This is a genomic window from Nakamurella leprariae (assembly GCF_016918035.1).
Lineage (GTDB): Bacteria > Actinomycetota > Actinomycetes > Mycobacteriales > Nakamurellaceae > Nakamurella > Nakamurella leprariae.
On the sequence record NZ_JAERWK010000001.1, the window covers coordinates 103,232 to 127,645 of the forward strand.

27 protein-coding genes are annotated in these 24,414 nt (G+C 71.8%); 20 read left to right on the plus strand and 7 right to left on the minus strand.

From position 1 onward, the window contains the following. Positions 1-107 precede the first annotated feature (107 nt). The 3 genes from prfA to JL106_RS00520 are packed head-to-tail and all read left to right on the plus strand — an operon-like array spanning position 108 to position 2,784. Positions 108-1,202 (plus strand): peptide chain release factor 1, encoded by a 1,095-nt coding sequence (prfA, locus tag JL106_RS00510; protein ID WP_205258708.1) that lies wholly within the window; start codon positions 108-110, stop codon positions 1,200-1,202. After that, positions 1,199-2,137, plus strand: a complete 939-nt coding sequence (gene prmC / locus JL106_RS00515; RefSeq protein ID WP_205258709.1) for a peptide chain release factor N(5)-glutamine methyltransferase — start codon at positions 1,199-1,201, stop codon at positions 2,135-2,137. Before prfA ends, prmC begins: the two co-directional genes overlap by 4 nt. Beyond that, a complete protein-coding gene (locus JL106_RS00520; protein WP_205258710.1) occupies positions 2,134-2,784 on the plus strand; it encodes an L-threonylcarbamoyladenylate synthase in 651 nt (216 codons plus the stop codon). The genes prmC and JL106_RS00520 overlap by 4 nt, the downstream gene beginning before the upstream one ends. On the opposite strand, the gene JL106_RS00525 is transcribed toward JL106_RS00520, so the two are convergent. Both JL106_RS00525 and JL106_RS00530 read right to left on the minus strand, forming a co-directional pair. Then, on the minus strand, positions 2,747-3,253 hold the full coding sequence (locus JL106_RS00525; protein ID WP_205258711.1) for a hypothetical protein: 507 nt from the start codon (positions 3,251-3,253) through the stop codon (positions 2,747-2,749). The genes JL106_RS00520 and JL106_RS00525 overlap by 38 nt on opposite strands. 83 nt (positions 3,254-3,336) lie before the next feature. Next, on the minus strand, positions 3,337-3,675 hold the full coding sequence (locus JL106_RS00530) for a hypothetical protein (RefSeq protein WP_205258712.1): 339 nt from the start codon (positions 3,673-3,675) through the stop codon (positions 3,337-3,339). Positions 3,676-4,285: 610 nt separating this feature from the next. On the opposite strand from JL106_RS00530, the gene JL106_RS00535 reads away from it, so the two are divergent. The 12 genes from JL106_RS00535 to JL106_RS00590 all read left to right on the plus strand — a co-directional run bounded on the left by JL106_RS00535 (position 4,286) and on the right by JL106_RS00590 (position 14,696). After that, positions 4,286-5,488, plus strand: coding sequence for an MraY family glycosyltransferase (locus tag JL106_RS00535; protein WP_205258713.1), 1,203 nt, complete (start codon positions 4,286-4,288; stop codon positions 5,486-5,488). 59 nt (positions 5,489-5,547) lie between these two features. After that, the gene (locus JL106_RS00540; RefSeq protein ID WP_205258714.1) at positions 5,548-6,126 is read left to right on the plus strand and encodes a hypothetical protein; all 579 of its coding nucleotides are present in this window, start codon (positions 5,548-5,550) and stop codon (positions 6,124-6,126) included. Positions 6,127-6,232: 106 nt separating this feature from the next. Continuing rightward, positions 6,233-6,562, plus strand: coding sequence for an AtpZ/AtpI family protein (locus tag JL106_RS00545; protein WP_205258715.1), 330 nt, complete (start codon positions 6,233-6,235; stop codon positions 6,560-6,562). Next, positions 6,553-7,371 carry a F0F1 ATP synthase subunit A gene (gene atpB / locus JL106_RS00550; RefSeq protein ID WP_205258716.1) on the plus strand — a complete coding sequence of 273 codons (819 nt, stop codon included), beginning with the start codon at positions 6,553-6,555 and terminating at the stop codon, positions 7,369-7,371. The genes JL106_RS00545 and atpB overlap by 10 nt, the downstream gene beginning before the upstream one ends. Positions 7,372-7,544: 173 nt before the next feature. Continuing rightward, on the plus strand, positions 7,545-7,775 hold the full coding sequence (atpE, locus tag JL106_RS00555; RefSeq protein ID WP_205258717.1) for an ATP synthase F0 subunit C: 231 nt from the start codon (positions 7,545-7,547) through the stop codon (positions 7,773-7,775). A gap of 34 nt (positions 7,776-7,809) precedes the next feature. Then, the gene (locus JL106_RS00560) at positions 7,810-8,340 is read left to right on the plus strand and encodes a F0F1 ATP synthase subunit B (RefSeq protein WP_205258718.1); all 531 of its coding nucleotides are present in this window, start codon (positions 7,810-7,812) and stop codon (positions 8,338-8,340) included. Continuing rightward, entirely contained in the window at positions 8,340-9,164 is an 825-nt protein-coding gene (locus JL106_RS00565) for a F0F1 ATP synthase subunit delta (protein WP_205258719.1), read from the plus strand. Before JL106_RS00560 ends, JL106_RS00565 begins: the two co-directional genes overlap by 1 nt. A 130-nt stretch (positions 9,165-9,294) precedes the next feature. Further along, a complete protein-coding gene (gene atpA, locus JL106_RS00570) occupies positions 9,295-10,938 on the plus strand; it encodes a F0F1 ATP synthase subunit alpha (protein ID WP_268927881.1) in 1,644 nt (547 codons plus the stop codon). 94 nt (positions 10,939-11,032) lie between these two features. Next, positions 11,033-11,971 carry a F0F1 ATP synthase subunit gamma gene (locus JL106_RS00575; RefSeq protein ID WP_205258721.1) on the plus strand — a complete coding sequence of 313 codons (939 nt, stop codon included), beginning with the start codon at positions 11,033-11,035 and terminating at the stop codon, positions 11,969-11,971. Positions 11,972-12,062: 91 nt separating this feature from the next. After that, complete coding sequence (gene atpD, locus JL106_RS00580; protein WP_205258722.1) at positions 12,063-13,502, plus strand: F0F1 ATP synthase subunit beta; 1,440 nt, start codon at positions 12,063-12,065, stop codon at positions 13,500-13,502. Between the two features lie 296 nt (positions 13,503-13,798). Continuing rightward, entirely contained in the window at positions 13,799-14,191 is a 393-nt protein-coding gene (locus JL106_RS00585; protein ID WP_205258723.1) for a F0F1 ATP synthase subunit epsilon, read from the plus strand. A gap of 25 nt (positions 14,192-14,216) precedes the next feature. Continuing rightward, on the plus strand, positions 14,217-14,696 hold the full coding sequence (locus tag JL106_RS00590) for a DUF2550 domain-containing protein (RefSeq protein WP_205258724.1): 480 nt from the start codon (positions 14,217-14,219) through the stop codon (positions 14,694-14,696). 34 nt (positions 14,697-14,730) lie between these two features. On the opposite strand, the gene JL106_RS00595 is transcribed toward JL106_RS00590, so the two are convergent. Then, on the minus strand, positions 14,731-15,366 hold the full coding sequence (locus JL106_RS00595; RefSeq protein WP_205258725.1) for a cob(I)yrinic acid a,c-diamide adenosyltransferase: 636 nt from the start codon (positions 15,364-15,366) through the stop codon (positions 14,731-14,733). A gap of 122 nt (positions 15,367-15,488) precedes the next feature. Here JL106_RS00595 and murA point away from each other — a divergent pair, with 122 nt between their 5' ends. The 3 genes from murA (at position 15,489) to JL106_RS21810 (ending at position 17,919) form a co-directional block, all read left to right on the plus strand. Further along, positions 15,489-16,748 carry a UDP-N-acetylglucosamine 1-carboxyvinyltransferase gene (gene murA / locus JL106_RS00600; RefSeq protein ID WP_205258726.1) on the plus strand — a complete coding sequence of 420 codons (1,260 nt, stop codon included), beginning with the start codon at positions 15,489-15,491 and terminating at the stop codon, positions 16,746-16,748. 63 nt (positions 16,749-16,811) lie between these two features. Then, positions 16,812-17,471: an endonuclease NucS gene (gene nucS, locus JL106_RS00605; RefSeq protein WP_205258727.1), complete on the plus strand. Its 660-nt coding sequence runs from the start codon at positions 16,812-16,814 to the stop codon at positions 17,469-17,471. 214 nt (positions 17,472-17,685) lie between these two features. Next, positions 17,686-17,919, plus strand: coding sequence for a DUF3107 domain-containing protein (locus JL106_RS21810; RefSeq protein WP_205258728.1), 234 nt, complete (start codon positions 17,686-17,688; stop codon positions 17,917-17,919). Between the two features lie 77 nt (positions 17,920-17,996). Here the strand turns inward: JL106_RS21810 and JL106_RS00615 are convergent, their stop codons facing one another. The 4 genes from JL106_RS00615 to JL106_RS00630 all read right to left on the minus strand — a co-directional run bounded on the left by JL106_RS00615 (position 17,997) and on the right by JL106_RS00630 (position 21,784). After that, the gene (locus JL106_RS00615) at positions 17,997-18,638 is read right to left on the minus strand and encodes a TetR/AcrR family transcriptional regulator (protein WP_205258729.1); all 642 of its coding nucleotides are present in this window, start codon (positions 18,636-18,638) and stop codon (positions 17,997-17,999) included. Positions 18,639-18,888: 250 nt separating this feature from the next. Then, positions 18,889-19,785, minus strand: coding sequence for a hypothetical protein (locus tag JL106_RS00620; protein ID WP_205258730.1), 897 nt, complete (start codon positions 19,783-19,785; stop codon positions 18,889-18,891). A gap of 105 nt (positions 19,786-19,890) precedes the next feature. Continuing rightward, positions 19,891-21,465 (minus strand): alpha/beta hydrolase, encoded by a 1,575-nt coding sequence (locus JL106_RS21815; protein WP_205258731.1) that lies wholly within the window; start codon positions 21,463-21,465, stop codon positions 19,891-19,893. A gap of 34 nt (positions 21,466-21,499) precedes the next feature. After that, on the minus strand, positions 21,500-21,784 hold the full coding sequence (locus JL106_RS00630; RefSeq protein ID WP_205258732.1) for a hypothetical protein: 285 nt from the start codon (positions 21,782-21,784) through the stop codon (positions 21,500-21,502). Positions 21,785-21,974: 190 nt separating this feature from the next. On the opposite strand from JL106_RS00630, the gene JL106_RS00635 reads away from it, so the two are divergent. Both JL106_RS00635 and JL106_RS21820 read left to right on the plus strand, forming a co-directional pair. Beyond that, positions 21,975-23,075 (plus strand): alpha/beta fold hydrolase, encoded by a 1,101-nt coding sequence (locus tag JL106_RS00635; protein ID WP_205258733.1) that lies wholly within the window; start codon positions 21,975-21,977, stop codon positions 23,073-23,075. A gap of 325 nt (positions 23,076-23,400) precedes the next feature. After that, positions 23,401-24,411 (plus strand): DUF3152 domain-containing protein, encoded by a 1,011-nt coding sequence (locus tag JL106_RS21820; protein ID WP_205258734.1) that lies wholly within the window; start codon positions 23,401-23,403, stop codon positions 24,409-24,411. Positions 24,412-24,414: the final 3 nt, after the last annotated feature.

Below are 24,414 nucleotides of genomic sequence, written 5' to 3' on the forward strand. Positions count from 1 at the left end.
GGCGCCCGTCGGCCAGCAGGCCGGCGGGCGCCGTTCGGCGTTCCGGGCCGGAACCGGGTCCGGGCACCAGCACCATCGCCGAACGCGTCGTCCCTCAGGAGAGCACCATGACCGACGGGCACAGTGCCGATCCCACGGCCGCCCTGGTCGACGAGTACGCCGAACTGGAACGCACCCTGGCCGACCCGGCCGTCCACGCCGATCAGGCGCAGGCCCGCCGACTCGGGCGGCGGTACGCCGAGCTGACCCCGATCGCGGCCACCGCGGGCCGACTGCGACAGGTCGGGGACGACCTGGTCACTGCACGCGAGCTGGCTGCGCAGGATCCGGCCTTCGCCGAGGAGGCCGAAGAGCTCGCCGCTGAACGGTCGGAGCTGCAGGACCGACTGGCCGAACTGCTCGCGCCGCGCGATCCGGACGACGCCAAGGACGTCCTGATCGAGATCAAGGCGGGGGAGGGCGGCGAGGAGTCGGCCCTGTTCGCCGGTGACCTGCTGCGCATGTACGTCCGGTACGCCGAGCGCCGGTCGTGGAGGACCGAGGTGCTGTCGTCCTCGGACTCCGACCTCGGTGGGTACAAGGACGTCACCCTGGCCGTCAAGGCGCCCGGATCGCCCGCCCCGGCGGACGGCGTCTGGGCCAGGCTCAAGTTCGAGGGCGGGGTACACCGCGTGCAGCGGGTCCCGGTCACCGAGTCCCAGGGACGGATCCACACCTCGGCGGCCGGCGTCTTCGTCGCCCCGGAGGCCGACGAGACCACCGACGAGATCGAGCTCAAGGACAACGATCTGCGCATCGACGTCTTCCGGTCGTCGGGCCCGGGTGGTCAGTCGGTCAACACCACCGACTCCGCCGTCCGGATCACCCATCTGCCCACGGGCATCGTGGTGTCCTGCCAGAACGAGAAGTCACAGCTGCAGAACAAGGAACAGGCGCTGCGCATCCTGCGGGCCCGCCTGCTGGCCGCGGCTCGCGCCGCGGCCGCCGACGCGGCTTCCGACGCCCGTCGCTCCCAGGTCCGCACGGTCGACCGGTCGGAGCGGGTGCGCACGTACAACTTCCCGGAGAACCGCATCGCCGATCACCGGGTCGGGTACAAGGCGCACAACCTGGACGCGGTGCTGGCCGGGGAGCTCGACGGCGTCCTGGATGCGCTCGCCCAGGCCGACCGGACCGAACGGATCGGAGGGGGAGCCCGATGACGGGGGCCGAACGGTCCGGATCGTCGGCCGCCGGGCCGGTGACATTGCGCGCTGAACTGTCGGCCGCCGAGCGGCTGCTGGCCGCGGCCGGCGTGGCCAGTCCGGTGGCCGACGCTCGGTGGTTGGCCGCGCACGTCCTGGGCGTGGACCGGGGACGGCTGGGCCTGCACCCGCTGCTGACCGGGGACCAGCGGGACTCCTTCCGTGACCTGGTGACCCGGCGCGCCGCCCGGCAGCCACTGCAGCACCTGCTCGGCACCGCCGTGCTCGGCCCGGTCGAGGTCGCCGTGGGACCGGGCGTCTTCGTGCCCCGGCCGGAGACCGAGTCGATGGTGGAGTGGGCCGTGCAGGCCATCGCGTCGGTCGCCGCCCCGCTCGTGGTCGACCTGTGCGCGGGGACCGGTGCCATCGCACTGGCCGTCTCCCGCGCCCGCCCGGACGCCCAGGTCGTCGCGGTCGAGCGATCGGTGGCGGCGTTGCCGTGGGCGCGCCGGAACGTCGGCACGCACCGCGCGGCCGGCGGCGGCCAGGTCGAGCTGCGAGCGGGCGACGTGCTGGACGAGCGGGTGCTCGCCGACCTCGACGGCCGCGCCGACCTGGTGATCAGCAACCCGCCGTACGTGCCGGACGGCACCCGGGTCGATCCCGAGGTGGCGGACTGGGACCCGCCGGAGGCGGTGTTCGCCGGGCCGGACGGGCTCTCGGTGATCCTCCCGCTCATCCCGGTGGCGGCCGCGCTCCTGCGGGTCGGTGGCGTGTTGGCCATCGAGCACGACGACAGCCACGGCGAGGTGGTGCCCGAGCTGATCGGGCGCCGCCGGCTGTTCGCCGAGGTCCAGGACCATCCCGATCTCACCGGCCGGCCGCGGTTCGTCACCGCGCGGCGCGTCCCGCTGGCCGGCCCGTCCTCCGTGAACACCCAGGAGTCGCGATGATCTACGACTGTGCCGATCCCGTCGCCCGCCGCGACGGGCTCGCCGCGGCCCAGCAGGCCGCCGGCCGCGGTGAGCTGGTGGTGCTGCCCACCGACACCGTGTACGGCATCGGTGCGAACGCCTTCGACCCTGCCGCCGTGCAGGCACTGCTGGCGGCCAAGGGACGTGGCCCGGACATGCCTGTCCCGGTCCTGGTCGGATCCTGGACGACCATCGACGGCCTGGTCATGGCGGTACCGCCGCTCGCCCGGACGTTGATCGAGGCGTTCTGGCCGGGCGGGCTCTCACTGGTGCTGGAGCACGCACCGTCGCTGGCGTGGGATCTGGGCGAGACGCGGGGCACCGTGATGCTGCGGATGCCGCTGCACCCGGTGGCGCTGGACCTGCTCCGGGCGGTCGGCCCGATGGCGGTTTCGAGCGCGAACCGCAGCGGGCAACCGCCTGCCACCACGGCCGCCCAGGCCTACGCCCAGCTGGGCGAGGACGTCAGCGTCTACCTCGACGGTGGCTCGGCGCCGGTCGGTGTCGCGTCCACCGTCCTGGATCTCACGGCCGAGGTGCCGACCGTCCTGCGGGAGGGCGCCGTCGGCGTCGACCAGCTGCGCGAGGTCATCGGCGAGGTGCGGACGGCCGACCGGTCGGGCTGACGCCCGCCTCCGGGACCGGTGACGGGGATGCCGCGGTGAGCCGGCCGACCAGCCGGCGCCGCGCCTCCTCGCCGTCCCGGCCCAGCAGCGACCATCCGTCGCGACGCAGTCCGACCACCAGGGCGACGACCGCGAGCAGGTAGGCCACCGGTCCGGACTGCACGGCCGGGCCGATGATGACCAGTCCGCACGCGGCGACCAGGACGCCGATCCGGACCAACGCCACCGACCATCGCCGGTAGCCCCACCAGATGAACGCCGCGGCGGCGGTCAGGAACACCCGGGCCCCGGTCGACGCGCCCGGCACCATGCCGTCCGATCCGAACCCGAACAACACCATGCCCGGCTCGCACTGCAAGTACCCGTCGGCGTCCGTGTAGCAGGAGCCCGCCGTGTAGATCGTCGAGGCGACGCCGACCGACGGCCACCAGGCCAGGCCGAGCGACAGTACGCCGAGGGCGCCGGCCACCAGCAGCCACGGCCACCCGGAACCAGGACGCGCGGCCGCGGAAACGCCGGTCGCTGGAGCGGCGACCGGGGGACCGGAGGAGTTCATCGTTCCGCGCGGCCGGGCGACGCCACCACAGCCAGCACCGCGGTCGCGGTGCCCAGCGAGAGCACGAACCCCTGGTTGCTGGTGATGTCGGGCAGGGCGATGAGCACCCAGAACCCGACCAGCGCGCCGGCCGCGGTGGCCCCGACCAGCCACCCGGTGCGCGTCGGTCGGCCGTCCGGGCCGCGCATGAGCAGGGGCGCCGCCTGCACCAGCGCCGCCACCATCGCGAACACCGACCAGGCCAGGCTGGAGGAGAAGAAGTTGTCGTCGGAGAACGGGATGGCCAGACCCAACGCGATCAACACGATGGTGACCAGGTGGGCGGCAACGGTCACGCCGGCCGGCGTCACCCCCGGCGGGGCGGCCGGGGCGCCGAGCGCCGGACCGCCGTTCGGGCCGGCGTGGCCGGGGGATCCCGGCGGGCCTGGGGCGGGTCCGCCCTGGCCCTGCGGTCCCGGCCACGGCCCGGTGGGGCCGGGCCCTGCGGGCCATCCACCCGGTCCCTGCCCCGGTCCGCGGTCGGCCGGCCCCGCGTACCACGCCGGGGGCGGCGTGCCCGGCCCGGGCGGCGGTCCGGGCGGCGGTCCGGGCTGCATCGTCATCGCGGACGTGGGGGGCGGTGCGCCGGTGCCGTGGGCGGGGGAGCCGTGACCCGGACCCGAGGACGGGCCCGGGCCTGGTCCCGGCGAGGGACGGGGACCGCTGGGATCGGGCTGCGCGGGCGTGCTCACTGGGTCGGACCTCCAACAAGGTCGTCTCGGCGGTGGGTCGACACACGGGCGCGCCCGGTCGTGGATCGGTCGGGCGCGACCAGCCCATGGAAGCACGGCCCCCCGACAGCGTGATCAGCGGACTCGGGGAGGTCGTCACCGCGCGCGGTGACCGGCCACGTCAGCGGCGCTGCATCGACGTCCGGACGGGACGGCGGGGATACGCTGCGCCGCGATGACCCAGTACCAACTGCCGCTCAAGGAGTACGCACTGGTCTTCGGGTCCGCGGTGGTGGTGACCTTCCTGCTCACCGGCTTGGTCCGCTGGGCCGCCCAGCGGGCGGGTGCCGTCACCCCGATCCGCGACCGCGACGTGCACACCGCGCCCATCCCGCGCCTCGGCGGCGTCGCCGTGTACGCGGGCTTCGCCGCCGCGGTGGTGCTGTCGATGCAGCTGGCCACGCTGGGCAACGCCTACACCGCGTCGTCCGAGATCGCGGGTGTGCTCACCGCGGGCGGGGTGATCTGCCTGGTCGGGGTACTGGACGACCGGTTCGACCTGGACCCGGTCACCAAGCTGGCCGGCCAGATCCTGGCCGCCGGGGTGCTGGTGCTGTTCGGCGTGCAGTGGCGACTGCTGTGGTTGCCGGACCCGGATTCGCCCTCGGGCGGCACCACGGTCGGGTTCGACCAGGTGCAGGGCACGCTCATCACCATCGGTATCACCGTGGTGCTGATCAACGCCATGAACTTCATCGACGGGCTGGACGGGTTGCTGGCGGGCGTGGCCGCCATCGCCGGCATCGCGGTGTTCGTCTTCTCCAGCCGCCAGCTGTACCTGTCCGCCAACGACCTGAACGGTTCGCAACCGCCGCTCATCGCGGCCGCGCTGGTCGGGGCGTGCGTCGGCTTCCTGCCGCACAACTTCTCGTCGGCGCGCGTCTTCATGGGCGACTCGGGCGCCATGTTCATCGGGCTGGCCATGGCCGGCGCGACCATCAGCGCCAGCGGCAAGATCGATCCCTCGGCGTTCGGTCCGCGGTCGACCATCGCCGCGCTGGCCCCGCTCATCGTGGCGCTGGCCGTGGTGTTCATCCCGGTGCTCGACTTCCTGATGGCGGTCATCCGGCGCACCCGGCAGGGCCGGCATCCGTTCAGCGCCGACAAGCAGCACCTGCACCACCGGATGCTGGCCATCGGTCACACCCATCGGCAGGCCGTGCTCATCTTCTGGATGTGGGCCGCCGTGCTGGCCGGGGGATCGGTCGGCCTGGTGTTCGTCGACCTGGAGCGGGACGGCTGGGTCTACGGCACCGGCGTCCTGGTCGCCGTGCTGGTCGCGGCCACCTGCTCGGCCTGGCCGTGGGTGCGCGCCCGTCGCCTCGGACGCCGGCGGCGACAGGCGGTCGCCGGCGACGCGGCCGACCTGGCCTCCTGACCGGCACCGACCGTCGCCGGACGGGCGTCTCCAGCCGGTGGATCAGCGACAATCAGCGCATGTCCTCCGACTCCACGCCCGCCCGCCCCGATGACTCGGCGGGCCGCCGCGCGCCCGGCGCGCCGGTGGACCTGTCCGAGCGATCCCGCGAGGTGGCCGCGATGGAGCGGTCGGCCGCGGCGGGAGCCTGGACGCTCCGTCATCTGCCCGGCTCCTGGACGGCGCTCGTCGCCGGCGCCGTGGTGCTCAGCATCGTCGGCGGGCTGGTGCAGGGCTGGTCGGCCGTGCTGGGCGTGTCGGTCGGCGCCGCCATCGTCGGGCTCTTCTTCACCGTCTCGGCCGTGGTGATCGCCAAGATCGGCCGCGAAGACCCCAAACAGGTGATGCTCATCGCGATGATCACCTACGTGATCAAGATCGTGGCACTCGGCGTGGTCATGGTGCTGCTGCCGCGGGATTCGGTGATCGATTCACGGTGGATGGCCGGCGCGATCGGGCTGGGCGTCCTGTGCTGGCTGGGCATGCAGTTGCGCTCCGTGCTGACCACCAAGATCTTCTACGTCGACGCGGCGGTGGCCCGGGACGCACCCACGCCCAAGGCGGGCGACCAGGGCGGCACCAAGCGCCGACGCTGGTGAGAGAACGCCGTACGGAGTGATCCACGTCGCATCTTCGACAAACGGTAGAAAGTTGCCCGTCCGAGTGCAACGACACCGGAGGGCAACTGATAGTGTCCGCGGTGCCATGAAACAGATCCTCCTGCCCGGCAAGCGCCCCAGTTCCGCTGGGTCGAACGAAGGCTGGGCGGTGATCTCCACCCTGATCGGCGGTTTCGTCGTCTGGGGTGGGATCGGCTGGCTGTTGGACCTCTGGTGGGGCACCCGCCTGATGACTCCCATCGGCCTGATGATCGGCATGGCGCTCGGGATCTACGCCGTGGTGGCCAGGGCATCCGCTACCGGTCACGCGGATCCACGGCCCGTGAAGACGACCAAGCCACGAGACGAGACTGCCGGACCCGCGACACAGCACGCGGATCCGATCAGCACCCGGAGGGAGACCGAGTGTCCCTGACTCTGCTTGCGCAGGGCCTGCTGGCAGCGCCGGAGGGCGAGGAGGAGGGATTCGTCGCCCCCACGGTCGAGCACTCCTTCTTCTTCGACCGGATCGGTGACGGCACCGTCATCGCCTCCGTCAAGGCGATGGTGCTGCTGATCCTCGGCGTGATCATCCTCTGCGCCTTCTTCCTGGCCGCCTCTCGCAAAGCCGCGATGAAGCCGGGCAAGCTGCAGTTCGCTGGCGAGTCGCTCTACGGCTTCATCCGCAACGGCATCGCGATCGAGATCCTCGGCAAGCACGGCAAGGCGTGGGCCGGATTCCTGGCCACGCTGTTCCTCTTCATCTTCATCCAGAACATCTGGGGCATCGTCCCGGTGGCGCAGCTGCCGGTGACCTCGCACTTCGCCATCCCGGTGCTGCTCGCCCTGGTCGTCTGGGTGCTCTACATGTACGTCGGCATCCGCAAGCACGGGTTCTTCGGCTTCTTCAAGATGATGTGCTACATCCCGGGCATCCCGCCGGCCATGCACATCCTGCTGATCCCGATCGAGTTCCTGTCGAACATCGTGCTCCGGCCGTTCACCCTGGCCGTCCGGTTGTTCGCCAACATGTTCGCCGGCCACATGCTGATCACCATCGCCGGCTTCGGCGCCATCTACCTGTGGACCTCGGGTGGCGTGACCAACTTCCTCCTCGGGATCCTCCCGGCCGTCGGCGGCATCGGCCTGGTGTTCTTCGAACTGTTGATCTGTGGACTCCAGGCCTACGTGTTCACGTTGCTGGCGGCCATCTATCTGGAATCCTCTCTGGCTGACGAGCACTGACGCCGGTGTACCGACCGGCCCGTCCGACCCGCAGTTGATCATCGAGTCGAACCCCGACCGACGACAGACCGTTCCACCTCTGGTCCGCACCCCGCAGGCCAGGAATCGCTCCACGACCTGCAGTGCTCCACGGCGGACGCACCGCGAAAGCACCGAAAGGGAGACGCACTCCAATGGCAGCTGAGTACCTCGCCGAGCTCACCGGCAACATCGGCACCGTCGGTTACGGCCTTGCCGCCATCGGCCCCGGTATCGGTGTGGGCATCGTGTGGGCCTCGTACATCTCCTCGACCGCCCGGCAGCCCGAGTCGGCCGGCCTGACCCGGACCTACGCGTTCCTCGGGTTCGCGGTCTCCGAAGCGCTGGCCCTGCTGGGCTTCGTGGTGCCGTTCATCCTGACCTGATCCTCGACGTCCGACTCCGACCCGAGGAGACACCATGAGCATTGTCGACACCCTCGCGGCCGAAGGCGAAGCCACCAACCCGATCGGCCTGCCGATCGGCGAGGTGATCCTGGGCGCCGTCGGCTTCATCGTGCTGTTGGTCGTGCTGGGCAAGTTCGTCTGGCCCCAGTTCGAGAAGGCCTACGCGGCCCGGACCGCGGCGATCGAGGGCGGCATCGAGAAGGCCGAATCCGCCCAGCGGGACGCGCAGGCGGCCCTGGAGCAGTACCAGCAGCAGCTGGCCGGGGCCAGGGAAGAGGCGGCCAAGATCCGTGAGGACGCCCGCACCCAGGCCCAGGCCATCCGCGACGACATGCTGGCCCAGGCGCACGCCGAGGCCGACCGCATCTCGGCCGCGGGTCGGGCCCAGCTGGAGGCTCAGCGGCAGCAGATCGTCGCCGAGCTGCGCACCGAGCTGGGCCGGTCGTCGGTCGACCTGGCCGGTCGCATCGTGGGTGAGTCGCTGACCGACGACGAGCGGGCCAACCGCACCGTCGAACGGTTCCTGGCCGAGCTGGAGCGCTGATGCAGCACCTCGCCAGCCGGGACGCCCTGGCCGCAACCACCCGGCGTCTGCTCGATCGCACCGAGCAGCTCGACGACCAGGCGCTGCAGCAGCTGGGCACGGACCTGCGGTCCGTGTCGCAGTTGCTGCTCCAGCAGGCGCCGCTGCGCCGGACCCTCTCGGAGAACACCCTCTCGGAGCAGGCCCGGCAGGGCATCGTCGATCGTCTGCTGGCCGGCAAGGTCGTGGACGACGCCGTCCAGGTCGTCCGCGATGTCGTCGCGCAGCAGTGGTCCTCGGGCCGCGACCTGCACGAGGCGGTCAGCCGACTGGGCCGCACGGCTCAGTTCCGGTTGGCCGAGCGGAGCGGCGAGCTCGACGAGGTCGAGGACCAGCTGTTCCGGTTCGCCCGCATCGTCGACGCCAATCCGTCGCTGTCGGTCGTCCTGGACGACCCGACGGCAGACCCGCAGGCGCGGGCCTCGCTGGTGCACCGACTGTTGCAGGGACGGGCCGCTCCGCTGGTCGTCGACCTGCTGGAGTCGCTGGCCCGCGACCCCGAGGGCCGGTCGTTCAGCCACGGCGTCCGTGACCTGGTCGAGCAGGCCGCGGAGCGTCGCGACAAGGTCGTCGCGGTGGTCCGCACCGCCCGGCCGCTGACCGACGACCAACTGCGCCGGCTGACCGCGGCCCTGGGCCGGATCTACGGCCGCGAGGTCTCACTGCACGTCGAGGTCGACGCCGCGCTGGTGGGCGGGCTGCGGGTGCAGGTCGGCGACGAGGTGATCGACGGCAGCATCGCAGGCAGACTGGAGTCGTTGCGGCGGTCGTTGGCCGGCTCGTGATGCTCGCGTTGATCCGGCGCCCCGTGCGTCGGTGACGTCCCCGAGGCGTCGAGGCTCCACCACAACACCATGACCAGCCGCGCAGAAGCGGTCGCCAGCCGTTGAACAGCACTGAAAGAACGGGACGACGATGACCGAGTTGACGATCTCCGCAGACGAGATCCGCTCCGCGATCGACAGCTACGTTGCCGACTACGCCCCCGAGGTGACCCGGGAAGAGGTCGGCATCGTCGCCGACACCGGGGACGGGATCGCCAATGTCGAGGGCCTGCCGTCGGTGATGGCCAACGAGCTGCTCCAGTTCCCCGGTGGGGTGCTGGGCGTCGCGCTGAACCTCGAGGTGCGCTCCATCGGCGCCGTCATCCTGGGCGACGCGAACACCATCGAGGAGGGGCAGGAGGTCACCCGCACCGGCGAGGTCCTCTCCGTCCCCGTCGGCGACGCCTTCCTCGGCCGCGTGGTGAACCCGCTGGGCCAGCCGATCGACGGCCTCGGCGCCATCGAGGCCGAGACCAACCGGCCGCTCGAGCTGCAGGCCGCCTCGGTGGTCGAGCGGCAGAGCGTCGGCGAGCCGCTGCAGACCGGCATCAAGGCGATCGACGCCATGACGCCGATCGGCCGCGGTCAGCGCCAGCTGATCATCGGTGACCGCAAGACCGGCAAGACCGCCGTCTGCGTCGACACGATCATCAACCAGAAGCACAACTGGGCGACCGGTGACCCGAAGCAGCAGGTCCGCTGCATCTACGTCGCCATCGGCCAGAAGGGCACCACGATCGCCGGTGTCCGCAAGGCGCTCGAGGACGCCGGCGCCCTGGAGTACACGACGATCGTCGCCGCCCCAGCCTCGGACAGCGCCGGCTTCAAGTGGCTGGCCCCGTACACGGGTTCCGCGCTCGGGCAGCACTGGATGTACCAGGGCAACCACGTCCTGATCGTGTTCGACGACCTGTCCAAACAGGCCGAGGCCTACCGCGCCATCTCGCTGCTGCTGCGCCGCCCGCCGGGCCGCGAGGCGTACCCGGGTGACGTCTTCTACCTGCACTCCCGGCTGCTGGAGCGTTGCGCCAAGCTGTCCGACGAACTGGGCGCAGGCTCGATGACCGGTCTGCCCATCATCGAGACCAAGGCCGGCGACGTCTCGGCGTACATCCCGACCAACGTCATCTCGATCACCGACGGCCAGTGCTTCCTGCAGGGCGACCTGTTCAACGCGGGGGTTCGCCCCGCCGTCAACGTCGGCATCTCGGTGTCCCGGGTCGGCGGCGCCGCGCAGATCAAGGCGATGAAGGACGTGTCCGGCACGCTGCGTCTGGACCTGTCGGCGTACCGCGAGCTCGAGGCGTTCGCCGCCTTCGGGTCCGACCTGGACGCCGCCTCCAAGCGCTCGCTGGCTCGTGGGTCGCGTCTGGTCGAGCTGCTGAAGCAGGGCCAGTACTCGCCGTTCCCGGTGGAGGAGCAGGTCGTCTCCATCTGGGCGGGCACCCGCGGTCACCTGGACCGGGTGCCGGTCGAGGACATCCGTCGGTTCGAGGCCGAGTTCCTCCAGTTCCTGCGGCACGCGCCGAACAGCCCGCTGGAGGCCATCCGCACCAGCAAGCGACTGAACAAGGACGAGGAAGCTGCGCTCCTCGGCCTGCTCAAGGACTTCTCCGACGGCTTCACCACCTCGGAGGGCACCATCCTGGGTCGCGAGCCCGAGGCGCGTCCGATGGACGCGGGCGAGGTGGGCCAGGAGAAGATCCAGGTCCGCCGCGCCCAGCCGAAGCAGTGAGCCCGAGCGCGGTGACAGCTCGGCAATCGTTCCCGGTGCCGGCCGCTGAGGTCCTCAGCGGCCGGGCCGCCCGTCGACACCCCGGGGGTGCATGATGGCCGCTCAGGTGCGGGTGCTCCGCCAGCGGGTCAAGTCGGTCCGGTCGACCCAGAAGACGACCAAGGCCATGGAGATGATCGCGACCTCGCGCATCGCCAAGGCCCAGGCCAAGGTGCAGGCGGCCGCGCCGTACTCGGAGATGATCACCGAAGTGCTCGAGGCGCTCGCGAACGTCTCCACCCTGGACCACCCCCTGCTGGTCGAACGGTCGTCGGCCAAGCGGGCCGGGATCCTGCTCATCACCTCGGACCGCGGGCTGTGCGGCGGATACAACGCCAACGGCATCAAGGCGGCCGAGGAGCTCGCTGCGCTGCTGCGCAGCCAGGGCAAGGAGCCGGTGCTCTACATCGTCGGCCGCAAGGGCGTGGGCTACTACACCTTCCGGCAGCGGGCGATCGCCGAGTCCTGGACGGGCTTCTCCGAGCAGCCGAGCTACGCCGACGCCGAGGCCGCGGCCAGTGCACTGCTGCCCGCGTTCATCGCCGGCTCGGACGGACAGGACGAGGACGGCAACCAGGGCATCGACGAGATCCACATCGTCTCCACGCACTTCGTCTCGATGATCACCCAGACCCCGCGGGCGCGGCGGCTGGCGCCCATGGAGATCGAGTACGTCGACGCCAGCGCGCCCAGCGACGGCGCGTCGAAGCTGCTGCCGGCGTACGAGTTCGAGCCGTCGGCCGACCTGCTGCTCGACGAGATGCTGCCCAAGTACGTGACGTCGCGGATCTACGCGGCCATGCTCGACGCAGCGGCCTCGGAGTCCGCGGCCCGGCGGGCGGCGTGCAAGAGCGCCACCGACAACGCCAACGACATCATCCGCAGCCTCAGCCGTGAGGTGAACCAGGCCCGTCAGGCCCAGATCACCCAGGAGCTGAGCGAGATCGTCGGCGGAGCGGATGCTCTCGCGGCCGCCACCAACGAGGAGGACTAATGTCCGCCTCCACCGTCGCTCCCCGCAGTACCACCCGCAGCGCCACCGCACTCCATGCCGAAGTCCGTTCCGATCGTGAAGAGGGACAACGATGACCACGTTCGCCGACGCGCCCACCCAGGCGCCGTCCACCACCGGCCGCGTCGTCCGGGTCATCGGCCCGGTCGTCGACGTCGAGTTCCCCAGGGGTGAGGTCCCGGAGCTGTTCAACGCGCTGAACGTCACCGTGGGTGGCCTCGGCGACAACCGGGTGCTGACCCTCGAGGTCGCCCTGCACCTCGGTGACGACATCGTCCGCGCCATCTCCATGCAGCCGACCGACGGCCTGGTCCGCGGGGCCACCGTCACCGACTCCGGCCGGCCGATCTCGGTGCCGGTCGGCGACGCCGTCAAGGGCCACGTCTTCAACGCGCTGGGCGCCTGCCTGGACGTCCCCGGCACCGCCGAGGACGCCGAGCACTGGCCGATCCACCGCAAGCCCCCGTCGTTCGACCAGCTCGAGGGCAAGACCGAGATGCTGGTCACCGGCATCAAGGTCATCGACCTGCTGACCCCCTACGTGCAGGGCGGCAAGATCGGTCTGTTCGGCGGGGCCGGCGTCGGCAAGACCGTGCTCATCCAGGAGATGATCACCCGCGTCGCCAAGAACTTCGGTGGCACCTCGGTGTTCGCCGGGGTGGGGGAGCGGACCCGCGAGGGCAACGACCTCTTCACTGAGATGACCGAGTCGGGCGTCATCAACGACACCGCCCTGGTGTTCGGCCAGATGGACGAGCCGCCGGGGACCCGCATGCGGGTGGCGCTGTCCGCGCTGACGATGGCCGAGTACTTCCGCGACGTCCAGAACCAGGACGTGCTGCTGTTCATCGACAACATCTTCCGCTTCACCCAGGCCGGGTCGGAGGTGTCCACGCTGCTCGGCCGGATGCCGTCCGCGGTGGGTTACCAGCCCACGCTGGCCGACGAGATGGGCGAGCTGCAGGAGCGGATCACCTCCACCCGTGGCCGATCGATCACCTCGCTGCAGGCCATCTACGTGCCGGCGGACGACTACACCGACCCGGCGCCGGCGACCACCTTCGCCCACCTCGACGCGACCACCGAGCTCGACCGGGCGATCACCGAGAAGGGCATCTACCCGGCGGTGAACCCGCTGTCGTCGACCTCCCGCATCCTGGATGCGCAGTACGTCGGTGACGAGCACTACCGGGTAGCCCAGGAGGTCATCCGGATCCTGCAGAAGTACAAGGAGCTGCAGGACATCATCGCCATCCTCGGCATGGACGAGCTGTCCGAGGAGGACAAGCTCCTCGTCGGGCGCGCCCGCCGCATGGAGCGCTACCTGGGCCAGAACTTTTTCGTGGCCAAGCAGTTCACCGGCCAGGACGGGTCGTACGTGGAACTCAAGCACACGATCGAGTCCTTCGACGCGATCGCCAAGGGCGAGTACGACCACATCCCCGAGCAGGCGTTCCTGAACGTCGGCGGCATGGAGGACGTGCTCGCGAAGGCCAAGTCCCTGGAGGGCTGAGCCCACCCGGGTCCGGCCGGCGCCGGTCCCGGTGCAGTGCAGTACCGAAGGCCGCCCGGGGCGTGCTGATTCCACGTCCCGGGCGGCTTTCGTGTTCGTCCGGACACTCTGCGCGCCGTTCCTGCGGTCTCGAGTGTCCGGTGTGTGAGCCTTGTCGGCCCCGGACCCGTCTCCACCTCGTTCGGTTAGACTCCCCGGGAGTCCGACCAGACGCGGGTGCTGCCGCGTCCGTGTGGCCGCCGTCGTGACGACGAGTGAGCCGGTCGAGGGATCGTTCGGCAGAGACGGGAGTATCCGTGGCTGAGATGCAGGTCAACCTGGTCGCTGTCGAGCGTGAGGTGTGGTCGGGCCCGGCCCGCATGGTGGTGGCCCGGACGGTCGACGGAGACATCGGCGTGATGCCCGGTCACGCACCGGTGCTGGCCCAGCTGCGCGAGGGGTTCGCCGCCCGCATCATCGAGCCCGACGGCAATGTGCTGGGTGTGGCCGTGCACGGCGGGTTCCTCTCCGTGACCAAGGACGCCGTGACGCTGCTGGCCGAGGAGGCCCAGCTGTCCGACGAGATCGACGTGACCCACGCGCGGGCCGCCTACGAGGCCGCCAGGGCGCGCGGTGGCGAGACCGCCGAGACCGAGCGCGAACTGCGTCGAGCGCAGGCCCAGCTGCTGGCGACCGGGGAATCCATCTGATCCAGGCGTCGGCGCGCGGAACCGGGTGATCAAGACGGTGGACATGGGGACGCTGGGGACCATCGCCGGGCTGACAGTGCTGATCCTGGTGGTCATCTGGATCGTCGTCGTCGCGATCCGCCGCTCCTGGCTGCTCCGTTCCGGTGCCATCGACGTCTGTTGGCGCGGCGACCTGACCCGGTCGGGCCGCGGCTGGTCACTCGGCCAGGGGCGGTTCGACGGCGACCGATGGCTGTTGTACCGCTCGTTCTCGCCGTTGCCCACCGCCTCGAAGGTGCTCCGCCGCGGCCGGCTGGAGCTGGGCGCCCAGCGATCCCCGGTCGGCGCGGAACCCGATCTGCTGCCGGTGGACTCGGTCATCGTCCGGTGCTGTGAGGACGGGGCGGACATCGAACTCGCGCTGGCCGAGCAGGCGCTCACCGGGGTGCGGTCCTGGATCGAGTCCGCCCCGACCACCTCACCGGCGCACGGCCGGTCGCCTGGACCGCGCGACCCGGAGCGCTGACCGGACCGACCGTCCTGCGGCCCCGACCGGCGGGTCAGGCCCCGAGCTCGTCCCGGTGCGGTCCGCCCGGCACCCACAGCACGTCGCCGCCAGGATTCGCCACCCGGGCCAGGATGAACAGCAGGTCCGACAGCCGGTTGAGGTAGTGCCCGGTCAGGTGGTTGGTGCGTTCGCCGTCGGTCGCGACCAGCGCCCACACGCTCCGTTCCGCGCGCCGGGCCACCGTGCGCGCCTGGTGCAGCAGCGCCGCGGCCGGTGTCCCGCCGGGCAGCACGAACGAACGCAACGGCGCCAGGTCCTCGTTGAACCGGTCGCAGGCCGTCTCCAGTCGCTGCACGTAGTCCGCAGTGACCCGCAGCGGGGCCGCGCGGCGCGGCCGGCCGTCCTGCTCGGTGGCGCCGGGCGCGTCGTCGAGTTCGGTGGGCTCGACCGGAGTGGCGAGGTCGGCTCCTGTGTCGAACAGGTCGTGCTGGATGCGGCGCAGCACCGCGCCGATCTCCGGGGACGGGTTCCCCAGGGCCAGGACCAGGCCGATGGCCGCATTCGTCTCGTCGCAGTCGGCGTAGGCGACCAGCCGCGGATCCGTCTTGTGCACCCGGGAGAAGTCGGCCAGACCGGTGGTCCCGTCGTCGCCGGTCCGGGTGTAGATGCGGGTGAGGTGCACAGCCATGACGTGCACCCTACGGAGCCCATGGTCGACCCGACACACGCTGTCCCGGGCCGTGGCGGTGACCGCGGCCCTCGGCGGCGAGCGTGCGAGGAGCAGCCCGACAACCGGTTTACAGTCGGGGCGTGGAGCGTTTCCTGGTCAGTGGCGGGGCGCGGCTGAACGGGGAAGTGGCCGTCGCCGGCGCCAAGAACAGCGTGCTGAAACTGATGGCCGCCGCCTTGCTGGCCGAGGGCACCACCGTCATCGACAACTGCCCGCAGATCCTGGACGTCCCGCTGATGGCCGAGATCCTCCGAGGTCTGGGCTGCACGGTCGAGATCCAGGGCGCCTCCGTGCACATCGACACCCCCGCCGAGTTGTCCTGGCACGCCGACTTCCCGGCGGTCGGGCGGCTGCGCGCCTCGGTCTGCGTGCTGGGACCGCTGATGGGCCGATGCCACCGGGCGGAGGTGGCCCTGCCGGGCGGGGATGCGATCGGGTCCCGGCCGCTGGACATGCACCAGAGTGGGTTGCGGGCCCTGGGCGCGCGGATGGGCATCGAGCACGGCAAGGTCGTCGGATCCGCGGATCGACTGGTCGGCGCGTCGATCACGCTGGATTTCCCCAGCGTCGGCGCCACCGAGAACATCCTCACCGCTGCGGTCCTGGCCCAGGGCACCACGGTCATCGACAACGCCGCCCGCGAGCCGGAGATCATCGACCTGGCGGTGATGCTGCAGCAGATGGGAGCCCAGGTCGAGGGCGCCGGCACGGCGACGATCACCATCAAGGGCGTCGAGAAGCTGCAGCCGATCAAGCACCGCACCGTGGGTGACCGGGTCGTCGGCGGGACCTGGGCCTACGCTGCGGCGATCACCCGTGGTGATCTCAGCGTCACCGGAGTCGATCCCGCGTTCCTCACCGCGCCGCTGGAACGGCTGCAGGCCGCGGGGGCCGAGATCGACACCCGCGGCGAGTCGTTCCGGGTCCGGATGCCCGATCGGCCGCGCGCCGTCGACTTCATCACCATGCCGTACCCGGGGTTCCCGACCGACCTGCAGCCCATGTCGCTCACCCTGGCCGCGGTGTCGCAGGGGCATTCGCTCATCACCGAGAACGTGTTCGAGGCGCGGTTCAAGTTCGTCGACGAGCTCATCCGGATGGGCGCCGATGCGCGGACCGACGGCCACCATGCGTCCATCACCGGCCGCGAACAGCTCTCCAGTGCCCCGGTGTGGGCGACCGACATCCGCGCCGGTGCCGGCCTGGTCCTGGCCGGGCTGGTGGCCGAGGGCGTCACCGAGGTGCACGACGTCTTCCACGTGGACCGCGGATACCCGCACTTCGTCGAGGACCTGCAGGCGTTGGGGGCCGACGTCCGGCGCATCGGGCAGGACATCTGAAGTTCGGCTCGGCTCGGTCGTGGCACACCCGGCTCCCTCGGCAGCGGCCGTTAGGGTGGTCGGGTGCGACTGGTGGTGGCCCGGTGTTCGGTGGACTACGTGGGACGGCTGACGGCTCACCTGCCGCTCGCGACCCGGCTGTTGATGATCAAGGCCGACGGTTCGGTGCTCGTGCACTCCGACGGCGGCTCGTACAAGCCGCTGAACTGGATGTCGCCGCCGTGCCGGCTGGTCGAGGAGCCCGGCCGCTGGGTCGTGGAGAACAAGGCCGGTGAGCAGTTGCTCATCACGCTCGACGAGGTGCTCAGCGACCAGCAGCACGACCTGGGCGTGGATCCAGGGTTGACCAAGGACGGTGTCGAGGCGCACCTGCAGGTGTTGCTGGCCGAGCACGTCGCCACCCTGGGCGAGGGCTGGTCGCTGGTCCGGCGGGAGTACCCGACGCCGATCGGCCCGGTGGACCTGATGTGCCGGGACGGTCGTGGCGGCTCGGTGGCGGTGGAGATCAAGCGGCGCGGCGAGATCGACGGTGTCGAGCAGCTGACCCGCTATCTCGAGCTGCTGAACCGGGACCCGCTGCTGGCCCCGGTCACCGGGGTGTTCGCCGCGCAGCAGATCAAGCCGCAGGCCCGGACGCTGGCCGAGGACCGTGGCATCCGCTGCGTGGTGCTGGACTACGACGAGTTGCGCGGGCGGGAGTCGGACGCGTTCCGGCTGTTCTGAGTGTTCGTCGGTCGCTCTGGCAGGACGTCCATCGGTGCGGCGACTTGGCCTGTGCGCCGACACTTCTGGGGCGGGTGTTCACCGTGGGCGCAGTTGCGTCGCGTCGGGCGGCGGATGCGCTGCACTAGCCTGGAAGGGCCGGTGCCCGACCGGCGGGCGCGCTGCCCGCCGGACGCAGGGACCGGGACTTCGTGACGGACGAGAAGAGGGTGGCGTGGACGTCAAGATCGGTGTGGCGGACAGCGGGCGCGAGCTGACGGTGAGTTCGGCGGCGACGCCGGAGGAGATCGAGTCCCAGGTGGCTGCCTCGCTGGCCGACCCGACGGGGCTGCTCACCCTGGTCGACGACAAGGGCCGCAAGCTCATCGTGCCGTCCGCGCGGATCGCGTACGTCGAGATCGCGCCGTCGGACGGCCAGCGCAGGGTCGGCTTCGGCGTCCAGGGCTGACCGTCAGACCGTGGTGCGACCGTGTTCGCACCACGGTCGCACTGCGGTCGCCGGCCGGACGTCCGGTCGGCGACCGATCAGGCAGGTCGGGTGGGGAAGCCTGCGAGTCCCCGCCAGGCCAGCATCGACACCGCCTCGATCGCCCGGCTGCGGTCGACGGACGGGATCTGGTTGAGCCAGTAGCGGGCCGCCACCTGGGACGCGCCGACCAGTCCCGACGCCAGCAGCCGCGCCTCGTCGGGATCGCGACCGGTGGACACCACGATGGACTCCGCGATCGCGGCGATGCACTGCTCGCCCGCGCGGTCGACGATCTCGGTCACCTCGGGCTGGCCGCGCAGGTCCGATTCGAAGATGAGCCGGTACGCCTCGTCGTTGTCGGCCACGAAACAGAAGTAGGCGTCGACCGCACCGTGCACCCGGCGCGAGTTGTCGGTGGTCCGGTCGATGGCGCCGGTGACCAGCCGGACCATCTCCTCGGCGGACTCCGCCAGCAGTGCCAGGTAGAGCTCAAGCTTCGACGAGAAGTGTTGATAGAGCACGGGTTTGCTGACACCGGCCCGTTCGGCGATGTCGTCCATGGCGGTGGCGTGGTAGCCCTGCGAGACGAACACCGACTTGGCCACGGAGACGAGCTGGGCCCGCCGTGCCCCGCGGGAGAGCCGTTGCGCGGTCTGCCCGGTGTGGGCGCCGTTGGGTCCGGCGTCGGCGTCGGTCATCGGTCGGCGTCCTCCGGGTGGTGACGGTCGGCGGTGCGGCGGACCCGGTCGGTCGGTCGCGCGCTGTCGTCGTCGGGCGCCCGCCTGGCGGACAGGTACCCAGCGTGACCGTCGACGAGCCGAACGGGTCCGATCCCGGTCGACCCTACGTGCCGGGGGCCGTCGCACTGCGGTCCGCAGCTGCTGAGCCGCTGAGCCGGGGGTGGCCGCACCGACACCAGTTCCGGCACCAGTTCCGGCACCGCCGTCGTCAGCGCAGCACGGCCGCCAGATCGCCTCGGGTCCGGAGTCGCGCGGGCAGGTCGGCGGCCCCGACCGTCAATGGCATCCCGGCGGCGATCGCGGCGATCTCGTCCGGGTGCAGCGGGATGACCGCGGCGGAGCCGTCCCAGGACAGGTCCGGATCGTCCGGTGCCAGCGACGGTGCCCCAGCTCCGATGGCGCCCGGAGCGGCGGGCACGGTGGGGCTGTAGGGGACCGGTGCCCACCGTCCGTCCCGGCCGTCGAAGATCATCGCCCCCGCCCGCCCCTGCGCCTGCGCCGTGTCGGTGGTGACACTCTCCGGCCGGTCGGTCACCAGTCGGTGGACGGCCGATCGCGCCACCTCATCGGCCGCCGCGGCGGTGCCCACGGTGGAGAGCAGCACCCACAGCGTGCCGGGGCCGCCGGTGGTGGGGACGGCCGGGACGCCCGCGGCAGCCAGGTCCTCGAGCATGGCCAGGGTGGCCGTCGCGGCGGTGGCCAGATGGGTGCCGGGGCCGACGGTGAGTCGGATGCCGGCCCGGTCGGCGCGTCCGGAGGCGGCTCCCGAGGTGGTGGCTCCCGAGGTGGTGGCTCCCGAGGTGGTGGCCCTGCGGCCGCCCAGGTCGAGCCACCCGGTGACCCCGGCTGCGACTGCATCGGCGAGCTCCGCGTCGTCGTCGATCGTGTCGGCTCCGGTCCACCAGCTGCCGTCCGTCCGCACAGCGGCCACCCGCCGGTCCCGCAGATGGTCGAGCAGTGCGGTCGTCGCCTCGGAACCCACAGGCCCGGGCGCGGCCCCGGACGCGGGCGGAGGTCCGGAGGTGGGCGTCGTCGGCTGCGGGACGGCCGGGCTGCCGTCGGCGGAGGCGGCCCGGCGCCGGGAGGATCGGAAGAACGACGGCACCTGGTCATCCTGCCCGGCCGGCCCAGTCCGATGGCGTTCGGGACCGCGGACCGGAGCACCCGACGGCAGATTCGCTCCTGTTCCCGACACCGGCGCGACGCGCGGTCACCGGTCTGTCCGCCGGGCACGGTCGTACCGACCGGCCGCCACCTCGGCCACCTGGGGCTGCTGCAGGTAGCGGTCCTGTCGGTGCATCCGGACCAGACCGACCCCGAACCGCGGGACCAACGACAACGGCACCAACCCGGCGAGCGGCAGCACCTCGCGGGAGGTCAACTGCTCCGGCTCCAGCACCTGGGCGCCGAAGTCCGGCTTGTCCGGGTCCACGCCGAAGCCCGGGACCACCTGGGCGACCGGGTCGTCCTCGAAGCCCATCACCCAGGTGTGGTGCTCGGGCTCGGGCATCGGGTAGTCGTCGACGCTGGTGGCCGTCCCGGCGCCCGGCGATCCGAGCAGGACCACGTCGTCGAACGGCGCGCCGGCCACCGCGGTCGCCGAGACGACCGTGGATCCGGCGGAGAACCCGATACCGGTCAGGTGGACGTCCGCGCTGATCAGCGGCCGGAGTCGCCCCAGATCGGCCAGCAGCCGTTGTTCCACGTCGACGGACCCGAACCGCCCGAGAACCGCGGCGCCGCCGGCGCCCTTGAGCCAGTCGATGACCCACGGGTCCGAGGCGAAGCCACCCATCCCGTCGTCGCTGGTCGACCCGGGGATGTCGTAGCCGAACCAGACCAGGACGGCGGACTGCTCGCCGCTGACCTGTTCCATCCGGTCGGCCAGTCCGGCCGCGTCCTGGAGCGCCCCGGCCATGTTCGCGGGTGAATTGCTCACCCCGGGCACGAGCACGGCGATGTGGTCGGCGGACGCCAGGTCGCCGACCGCCACCGCGGCACGGGCCTGGGTCAGCGCGTGCGCCGACTCGTACAGGACCAGTTGTGTCGGCCGGGAGCTGATGGCGGCGCCCAGATCGCGATGGATGCCGGTGGCGGTCGTGGCGGTCGTGTGGTCCACCGCACTCAGATCCAGCAGCAGCCGCATCCGGTTGTCCTGGTCGATGTCGTCGAGCTCGCGACGGGCGGCGGTCAGGGCCAGCGCCGGCCCGCCGGCCGACGGATCGGTCCAGCCCTCCTGGAGCTCCTCGGGGTCGTCGCGCAAGGCCGCGATGAGCAGCCGGGCGGCCGCGTCCAGCGTGTCGCTGAGCCGGGCCAGTGCCGTGGTGAGCGTGGCGATGGCGCCGACGGCGAGGTCGGCGATCGGCTTGTCCGGGGCCAGATCGACCAGTAGCACGTCAGGCCGAGGACCTGCATCGGTGGTCAGCTGGTTCGTCGTGATCGCCAGGGCGGCCTCGGCCTCCACCCTGATCGACGCCACCCGGTCGGTGAAGGTCTCCACCGCGAGCAGCTGCGCCTCGATCATCGCGGCGGTGGTCTCGACGTCGCGGCCGAGCCGGATGATCGTTTCGCCGGCGACCGGGTCGCTCCAGCCGGCTGCGGCTGCTGCCCCGGCGGTGTGGATGTCGTCCGCACCCGTGCGCAGACCGGTCACCGTGCGGCCGACCGACCGGAACCATGCGCCGACCGTCTCCGGCGTCAGCGCGGTCAGCATCCTGGCCGTCGGCATCGGATCCGGCATCCGCAGCGCCTCGGCCCACTGGGTGACCAGGTGGTCGCCACTCACGGACGTCGCCGCGGAACGGCAGCCGTCGCCGTGCTCATCCGGTCGCCTCGAACGCGCTCGCCGTCCGGTCGAGCAGATCGGCGCGGTGGTCAGCGATCTGCCCGAGCCACCGGGCCGTGGCCAGGGCGGAACGCATCCGGCGCTGCAGCAGTGAGATCGCCTCGACGGCCGTCGCGGTGTCGCCGATCGACGCCGCGACCGGTGGGGCCATGACGGCTGACGGATCGGGCGACTCGGCCCGCCAGTGCTGGGCCGCCGCCCGCAGCGATCGCGACGACCGACGCAGCAGCGCGGTGTCCACCGAGAGCTGCCCGGTCATGACCGGGACCTGGGACGTCTGGCGAGCGGACCGCACCGGACGAGGGCGTGGACAGGAGGCCGGGGGAGCGACGGGGAGATGGGCACGCCGGGATCGTCGGGCCGGACCCGGCCCGACGTCGTGGGCCGCCAGCTGCGGTGTGGATGGCTGACGGCATGGGGACAACGGGCCGGATCGGCATCATGGTCGGGTGACCCGCACCGTGTCCGCTCCGGCCGAGGCTCCGCGGTCGGCCCTGCTGATGGCGGGACCGCCGCCCCGCGACGAACTCGCGGCCTGGAGCGATGCCCCGACCGACGATCGGGGTTTGGCCGAGGTCCCGGCCTTCGTCGACCCCGCGCCGCCCGGGTGGACCGAGCTGGTCGACGGACGGGGCGTCTTCGTCCGTCGGCACGAACGGATGGTCCGCTCGGACCGCGACCCCGAGCCCAGCTCGGAGCCGATCGCGACCCCCGATCCGGACGTGCCGGCCTGGTACGTGCACGGTCTCGGCGGCTCCAGCACGAACTGGTCGCGCCTCGGAGCCACCCTGGCTCCGCTGGCCGTCGGCTACAGCATCGATCTGCCGGGTTCGGGTCACTCGGATCCGCCGCCGGGCCAGCGCTACTCCCTGACCGCCGACGCCGATCTGCTGGCCGCGACGATCCGCCAGGTGACCGGTGACCGGCCGGTCCACCTGGTCGGGAACTCGTTGGGTGGCATGGTCGTCACCGCGCTGACGGCCCGGCATCCCGACCTGGTGGCGACGCTCACCCTGATCTCCCCGGCGGTGCCCGATCTGCGGTTGACCACCGATCGTGGCGCGGATCCGCGGCTGGCCATGGTCATGCTGCCCGGCATCGACACGGTGGCGTCCCGGCGGTTGGCCCGGATCACCGCGCGCGGACGTGCCGAGGGGCTGGCCCGGACCTGTTTCGGCCGACCTGATCTGCTCAGTGATGAGGACCTGCAGGCGGCGGCGGACGACCTCGGGTGGCGCTTCGGCCTGCCGTGGGTGCACACCTCGACGCTCGGGTCGCTGCGGTCGTTGATCGCCAGTTACTGCCGCCTGGGGCGGTGGTCGTTCCCGGCCACCGCCGCTCGGATCCAGGTCCCGGTGCTGGTCGTCTGGGGCACGCGGGACCGGCTGGTCGACGTCCGGCTGAGCCGCCGCACCGCTGACGCCTTCCCCGACGCGCGTCTGCTGGTGCTGCCCGAGTGCGGGCACGTCGCCCAGATGGAACTTCCCGCGATCACGGCGGCGGCCGTCGCCGCCCTGTGGCGCCGGGAGCGGCTGGGGGACGCGGTGTGATCCGCCCACCGGCGGGCGCGTCGCCCGACGGCGCACCGTCGGCTGTGCAAGGGTCGGCGCCGTGACAGAGCCTCCCCCGGACCGTTCGCAGTCATGGTCACGAGGGGGACGGGAGTCGTCCCGCCCGCGCCCGCGCGCAGGCGACTCGAGCCGGGTGTCGACGTCGAGGTCCGGGGCACCCGCGGCCCCGCGAGGAGCCGGTCGGGCGTCGACCGCCGTCCGCTCGTCGCCGGCTGATCGCTCGGCCGCGCGCGACCCGCGTGGGCAGGCACGTCCCCGCTCCGGGCGGCTCGGCTGGCGGGTCGTCGCGATTCCGGTCCTGCTGGTGATCACCGTGGTGGTGATCTGGCAGATCGTCGCGGGGGGCGGTGGCACGGGCGAGGGCACGGCAGCTGTCCCGGTGACGACCCTGACCCCGTCGTCGTCCGCGGACCCGGCGGTGACCGGTGATTCCGATGACATCACCCGCGTCGATGCGGATGCGGCCGACACGGCGAGCCCAGGTCCGCCGTCCACGGAGGGGGCGGCGGCCCCGGCGATCACCGACGCGGACACACCTGTATCCAGCGCCGAGACCCCGAGCGCGGCACCGTCCGCCGTCGACGAGCCGGTGGCGCCGACCACGCTGGCCCCGGATCCGGCCAACCACACCCCCGACGCCGACCGGGTGCCGTCCGGTGCGCTGCCGTCCGGCGCGCCGTTCACGGCCCGTGGCGCTGGCACCTGGCACACCGTGCCGGGAAGCGGCCCGGTCGTCGGAGCCGGCGGCCGGGTGGTCCGATACCAGGTCCAGGTCGAGGACGGCATCCAGGAGCCGGCCGCCGACGCCCAGTTCGCCGTCGACGTCGAGGCGGTGCTCTCGGATCCACGGTCGTGGACGGCCGGGGGAGCCGTCAGCTTCCAGCGGGTCGACGGCAGCGATCCCAACGCCGCGCCCAACCTCGTCATCGCATTGACCAGCCAGGAGGTCGCGCACGCGGGGGATGCGTGCGGGTTCTACATCCAGCTGGAACCGTCGTGCTACGACGGGTCGAACGGACGCGTGATCATCAACAACTCGCGCTGGTTCCGTGGCTCGATGGTCTACGGCACCGACCTGGCGGGCTACCGCACGTACGTGATCAACCATGAAGTGGGTCACGCCATCGGTCACGGCCACGAGGCGTGCGCCACCGCCGGCGGCGCCGCGCCGGTGATGATGCAGCAGTCCTGGAGCGTGTCCAACGACGACCTGGCCATGCTGAATCCGCAGACCATCCCGCCGGACGGCAAGGTGTGTGTGCCGAACCCGTACCCCTACCCCGCGGCTGGGGCGCCGCCGGTCGTGGCCGGCTGACGC